Annotated in this window: 6 protein-coding genes; all 6 read right to left on the minus strand. The window is 65.3% G+C overall.

The genetic code is table 11. The annotated features are described in order from the left end of the window. Window positions 1-163: 163 nt before the first annotated feature. Window positions 164-946 carry a DODA-type extradiol aromatic ring-opening family dioxygenase gene (locus tag ACTHL0_RS24995; RefSeq protein ID WP_440569751.1) on the minus strand — a complete coding sequence of 261 codons (783 nt, stop codon included), beginning with the start codon at window positions 944-946 and terminating at the stop codon, window positions 164-166. Between the two features lie 289 nt (window positions 947-1235). Further along, a complete protein-coding gene (locus tag ACTHL0_RS25000; RefSeq protein WP_440569752.1) occupies window positions 1236-1835 on the minus strand; it encodes a UbiX family flavin prenyltransferase in 600 nt (199 codons plus the stop codon). Window positions 1836-1896: 61 nt separating this feature from the next. Beyond that, window positions 1897-2208 (minus strand): Grx4 family monothiol glutaredoxin, encoded by a 312-nt coding sequence (grxD, locus tag ACTHL0_RS25005; RefSeq protein ID WP_440569754.1) that lies wholly within the window; start codon window positions 2206-2208, stop codon window positions 1897-1899. An 87-nt stretch (window positions 2209-2295) separates the two neighbouring features. Then, window positions 2296-4377 carry a PAS domain-containing protein gene (locus ACTHL0_RS25010; RefSeq protein ID WP_440569755.1) on the minus strand — a complete coding sequence of 694 codons (2082 nt, stop codon included), beginning with the start codon at window positions 4375-4377 and terminating at the stop codon, window positions 2296-2298. Window positions 4378-4550: 173 nt separating this feature from the next. Continuing rightward, window positions 4551-5414, minus strand: coding sequence for a peptide chain release factor N(5)-glutamine methyltransferase (prmC, locus tag ACTHL0_RS25015; RefSeq protein WP_440569756.1), 864 nt, complete (start codon window positions 5412-5414; stop codon window positions 4551-4553). Between the two features lie 37 nt (window positions 5415-5451). Then, the coding region (locus tag ACTHL0_RS25020) for a peptide chain release factor-like protein (protein WP_440569758.1) at window positions 5452-5900 on the minus strand (449 nt) is incomplete at its 5' end.

The raw sequence follows: 5900 nt of genomic DNA on the forward strand, positions 1-5900 counted from the left end.
GTTAAACGCGCCCGGCGCCCCGCGGCCCCCCCGGGGGTGCGCCACCCCACTGCCGTCGGCCCCACCTGCCGAGCGTTGTGGGGGCCCCTTCTCGTTGGCGGGTCACCGTCCTCGGTTGCCCCCGCGCTGAGTCCGCCGCGAGCCCGGCACCATCCAGTCCCGCTCAGCCGAGGAAAAGATAATTCGTCATGGCCAGCGCCCGCTGAAACGTCCCTAGCGACTCGATCTCGAGCGCATAGCCGTCGCTGGCCGCGCCGAGCGAGGCGAATACCGGCAGCAAGTGTTCGTCGGTCGGATGCATCAAAGCGGCGTGGGGGGCCCGAACGCGATAGTCGAGCAACGCGTCCACATCGTGTTCGGCGAGGCGCGCCTCGAACCAATCGGTGAATTCCGCCACGCGCGGATCTGCGTCGCTTGGCGCTGCGCTGAAATCCGCTGCCCGCAGGTTGTGGGTGATCTGGCCCGAGCCGATGATCAGCACGCCCTCATCGGCCAATGGCCGCAGCGCCCGTCCCACCGCGTAGTGATGCGCCGGGTCGCGATGCGGCTGAATCGATAGCTGCGCGACCGGAATATCGGCTCGCGGGTACATCAGCAACAGCGGTACCCACGCGCCGTGATCGAGCCCATGGGGCTGCGCGCTCGTCCGGATGTTCGCGGCGTTCAGCAGGCCGGCTGCCGCGCGAGCGACGTCCGGCGCACCGGCCGCCGGATAGCGCAACTCGTACAACGGCCGCGGAAAACCGTAGAAGTCGTGGATCGTTTCCGGTGTCTCGGCGGTGCTGGCGACGGGCATATCCGTTCCCCAGTGCGCCGACAGCATCAAGATTGCACGCGGACGCGGCAGGCGAGCGCCCAGCGCAGAAAATGCTTCTGACGGCATGGCGGGATCGATCGGCAGCGTCGGTGCGCCGTGGGACAAGAAGAGGGAGGGCAGACGTGACATGGTATGAGGAATGCGCAAGCGCAATCAGGCTTCGGTTCATGGTGGCCGTGCGCCGGGCGAGATGTCCGTCTGGCTGAAGCCCAGGGGAACATGAAGCGCTGGAAGGCGCACGCGCAGGCGTTGAATCACCTGCGACTATCGACCGACTATATGCCGACGCTCCGCGCTGCGAAACCCGCTTTCAGGAAATGGATCGTGTCGCGATAGTTGCGACAGCGACCCGTAGCGTGAGTCGAGGTTGTCGAGGCAGTTGCGAATGCGCGAGGCGTTCGAGGCTGAATCACGCCTATCACGCCTCGCCGCGCAGCCCCGTCCAGGCGGCAGCCAGGGCTGGGCCGAGCGAAAACATATCGAGCACGCGCGCGACGGTGTCGTCGACCATCTGATCGATCGACGTCGGCCGGTTGTAGAACGCGGGCAGCGGCGGGAAGATCACGCCGCCCATTTCGGTGACGGCTGTCATATTGCGCAGATGCGCCAGATTGAGCGGCGTTTCGCGGGCCAGCAGCACGAGACGCCGGCGCTCCTTGAGCGTGACGTCGGCTGCGCGCGCGATCAGATTATCGGACAGGCCGTGAGCGACGCTGGCTAAGGTCTTCATCGAACACGGCGCGATGATCATGCCGTCGGTCGCGAATGAACCGGACGCGATGCTCGCGCCGACATCGCGCACGCTATGCACGACATCCGCCAGCGGATGGACCTCGTCCTTCGTCAATCCGAGTTCGTGCTGAAGATTGAGCCAACCGGCGCTGGAGACGACGAGATGGGTTTGGAGCCCATCGATGCGCCGCATCGTCTCGAGCAGGCGGACGCCGTAGATTGCGCCCGTGGCGCCGGTGATCGCGACGATCAGCCGGCGCGACGGCGCCGTGGCGGAAGACGACATGAATGACAGGAAGCGGGAGGCTGCGGGGCCGGCGATGGACTCGCCGGGCCGCGTGCTCGGTTCAGGCCGAGGCGAACAGTTGCTGCAGCTCGCCCGACTGGTACATTTCCATCATGATGTCCGAGCCGCCGACGAATTCACCCTTCACGTAGAGCTGCGGGATTGTCGGCCAGTTCGAAAATTCCTTGATGCCCGAACGCACTTCCTCGTCTTCGAGCACATTGACCGTCTTGAACTGATCGACCCCGCAGGCCTTCAGAATCTGGACGGCGCGGCCCGAAAAGCCGCACATCGGAAACTGCGCGTTGCCCTTCATGAAAAGGACGACGGCGTTTTCGTCGATGATTTGCTTGATGCGTTGTTGCGTATCCATGACTGACCTTGTGCTGCGCGCCACGCGCGGAACGGAAAAAATTCTGAAGGCCAATGATAGCGGATTTCGCCAACGAAAGCCGATACGCTACCGCGGCGCACCGGGCGCGTCGGCCAGCATCCGGCTCAGTTTGTCCGCCAACTCCGCATACGTGAACGGCTTCGACAGCAAGTTGATACCGGGATCGAGCCGGCCGTGGTGGACGATCGCATTGCGTGCATAGCCCGTCGTGAACAGCACCGGCAGTTCAGGGCGGCGCGCGCGCACGGCGTCGGCGAGCTGCCGGCCGTTCATGCCGCCCGGCAGCCCGACGTCCGTAAACAACAGGCGGATTTCGGGCCGCTCGGCGAGCATCCGCAGGGCGCTCACGCCATCCTCCGCCATGACGACCCGGTAGCCGAGTTCGCGCAGCATGTCGCGGGTTGCCGCGCGCACGCTTTCATCGTCTTCCACGACGAGAATCGTCTCGCCGATCCGGCTGGCCGGCACGGGCCGCCGGTCGGTCCGCTCATCCTCGGCTGCGTTGCCCGGCAGGCGCGGCAAGTACAGCTTCACCGTCGTGCCTTCGTTCACCTCGCTGTAGACGCGCACGTGCCCGCCCGATTGCTTTACTAAGCAATAGACCTGGCTGAGCCCGAGGCCCGTGCCCTGGCCGACCTCCTTCGTCGTAAAAAACGGCTCCATCGCGCGCTCAACCACCTCTTTCGTCATACCCATGCCGGTATCGCTGACGGCGATCATCACGTACTGCCCGGCATCGAGACCTTCGAAACGCGAGACGTACAATTCATCGAGCACGCAATGGGCCGTTTCGATCGTCAGCTTGCCGCCGCCCGGCATCGCATCGCGGGCGTTGACGGCGAGGTTCAGCAGCGCGCTTTCGAGCTGGTTCGCATCCACCGATACACGCCACAGTTCGGGTGCGTTGACCGTTTCGATCGAAATCCCTTCGCCGAGCGTGCGACGCAGCAACTCCGACATCCCGGAAACCAGCTTGCCGATGTCGGTCGGCTTCGCGTCGAGCGCCTGGCGCCTTGAAAACGCGAGCAGGCGCCGGGTGAGATTGGCGGCGCGCTCGGCGCCGCGCAGCGCGTTGGTGACGAAGCGCGCCATGTCCGCGCCTTGCGGCAAGTGCTCGAGGCCGCCGGCACGCCGCTGGAGCCCTTCGAGGCTGCCGATCACCACTTGCAGCAAGTTGTTGAAATCGTGGGCGATCCCGCCCGTCAATTGGCCGATCGCTTCCATCTTCTGCGATTGACGCAGTTGCGCTTCGACATTGCGCTTTTCGGTGAGGTCGCGCGTGATTTTGGCGAACCCGATGACCTCGCCGTCAGGCCCGACGATCGCATCGATCAGCACGTTCGCCCAAAACCGCGAGCCGTCCTTGCGCACGCGCCAGCCTTCGCCTTCGAACTTGCCCGTGCGAGCGGCGCGGGCCAGCACCGCTTGCGGCACGCCGTCGCGCCGGTCCTCTTCCGTGTAAAAGCGCGAGAAGTGCTGGCCGATGATTTCATCCGCCCCGTAGCCTTTGATGCGTTGGGCCCCCGGGTTCCAGCTCGTGACGTAACCCTCGGCGTCGAGCATGAAAATGGCGTAATCGACCACGCTGTCGACGAGCAGGCGAAACCGCTGCTCGGTTTCCTGCAATCGGGCGGATGCTTCGTGGCCGCGATGCACCTCTTCGCGGCTCGAACGCAGCGCGGCTTCGTCACTGCGTTGCTGCGTGGCCTCGCGCGCCTCCAGCAGCACGAAGGCGACGCGGCCGGCATCGTCGTGCACGGGCCGCACAGTCGACTCCAGGATGACGGGCGGTTTGCCGGGTGCAGCCGCGGGCAGCTCCAGATCGAATTGCACTGTCTCGCCCGCCGCGGCGCGCGCAATCGTTTGCCGTAGCGTTTCACGCGTGCGAGGAGGCTCGTCGGGGCTCGGGAAGACCTCGGCAAGCGGCTGGCCGATCAGATTGGGCAGCGGCTGCGACGGTGCGCCGATAGGGTCCCGGTTGCACTCCAGCACGGTGCCCGCCGGGCTGAGGAGGGCGACGAACGACGAGAGTTCCTTCAGCGCGATGCGCGCGAACTTGCTTTGCGTCAAGTCGGGCGCGTCATCGGGACGAAGCTCAGTATCGCGAACGATCAAAGGCTCGCTGACAGGCGGCAAGGGACACTTCACCGTGGGCTCCGCTTGAGGTTCGATTGAGGTTCGATTGGGGTGACCCGCGACGAGTCGAGCCGCACGCAGGCCAGGATTCATCATAACAGCGCCGATGATGCATCTATTCATGTTAGATGCAGATCGGACGATCGGTAATAGCGCGGCCGCTGCAAAGCCACCGCTCCGACCGTTCAAACGCGCATGCCGCCCGTTGTACGCTCGATGCCGGCCAGGTCTTCACGCGATTGGACATTCGCGAAGCCCGAGGCAGCCAACACATGGCGAACATGCATGGCTTGATCATACCCATGCTCGATCCACAACTGCGCGCCATGGGCTAAAAACGGACCCGCACCCGCTGCGATGGCGCGAATCGCCGATAAGCCGTCCGATTCATCCGTCAGGGCGCCCCGCGGCTCGAAGCGCAGATCGCCCTCGTCGAGATGGGGATCGCCCGCGGCGATGTATGGCGGATTGCTGACAATGATGTCGAATTCAGGCGCCTCGCAAGCGGAGAGGGCGCCGTACCAATCCCCCTCGAGCCATGTCAATGCCCTTCCGGGCCGGCCGCGATCGAGCAACCTTGCCGCGTTGCGTGCGGCAACGGCGAGCGCGGCGGGCGACCGGTCGACCGCCCATACCCGCGCATCGGGCCGCGCGCTGGCGATCGCGACGGCGATGGCGCCGCTGCCTGTGCCCAGATCGAGTACGCGTGGGTGCGCGACCGATTCGACGGCGGCAAGCGCAATCTCGACGAGCAATTCCGTTTCCGGGCGCGGAATGAGGACGTCGGGCGTGACTTCGAAGGCGAGACCGTAGAACTCGCGCACGCCGACGAGTTGGGCGATCGGCTCGCCCGCGGCACGGCGCGTTTCGAGGCGGCGAAACGCGGCCACCGCGCCGCCATCCAGCGGTTCGTCGTCACGTGTGATGAGTTCGGTGCGCCGCCAACCGAGTACATGGCCGAGCAGCACGCGCGCTTCGAGCGCGGGCAGCGGCGAGGCTCGCAGCAAAGCACTGACGGTGAAGGGAGCGGTCGCGGAGCCGGACGTCATGAGCGCGTGTGAATTCGATGGGGCGGTGTCGAGGGGCTTAGTCGGCGTCGCCGAGGGAGGCCAGCAATTCCGCTTGGTGCTCGTTCACGAGCGCCGCGATCAATTCGTCGAGATCGCCGTCCATGATCGCGTCGAGCTTATAGAGCGTCAGGTTGATCCGGTGATCGGTCAGCCGCCCTTGCGGGAAGTTGTAAGTCCGGATGCGCTCCGAGCGGTCGCCCGAACCGATCAGGCTCTTGCGCGTGGCGGCTTCCTTCGCGTGCTGCTCGTGAGATTGCTTGTCCTTGATGCGCGCAGCGAGCACCTTCAGCGCGCGGTCCTTGTTCTTGTGCTGCGAGCGGTCGTCCTGGCACTCGACGACGATTCCCGTTGGCAAGTGCGTCACGCGCACGGCCGAATCGGTCTTGTTGATGTGCTGTCCACCCGCGCCGGACGCGCGGAACGTGTCGATCCGCAAATCGGCCGGGTTGATCTCCACTTCGCCGA

The organism is Trinickia sp., assembly GCF_051961175.1.
Lineage (GTDB): Bacteria > Pseudomonadota > Gammaproteobacteria > Burkholderiales > Burkholderiaceae > Trinickia.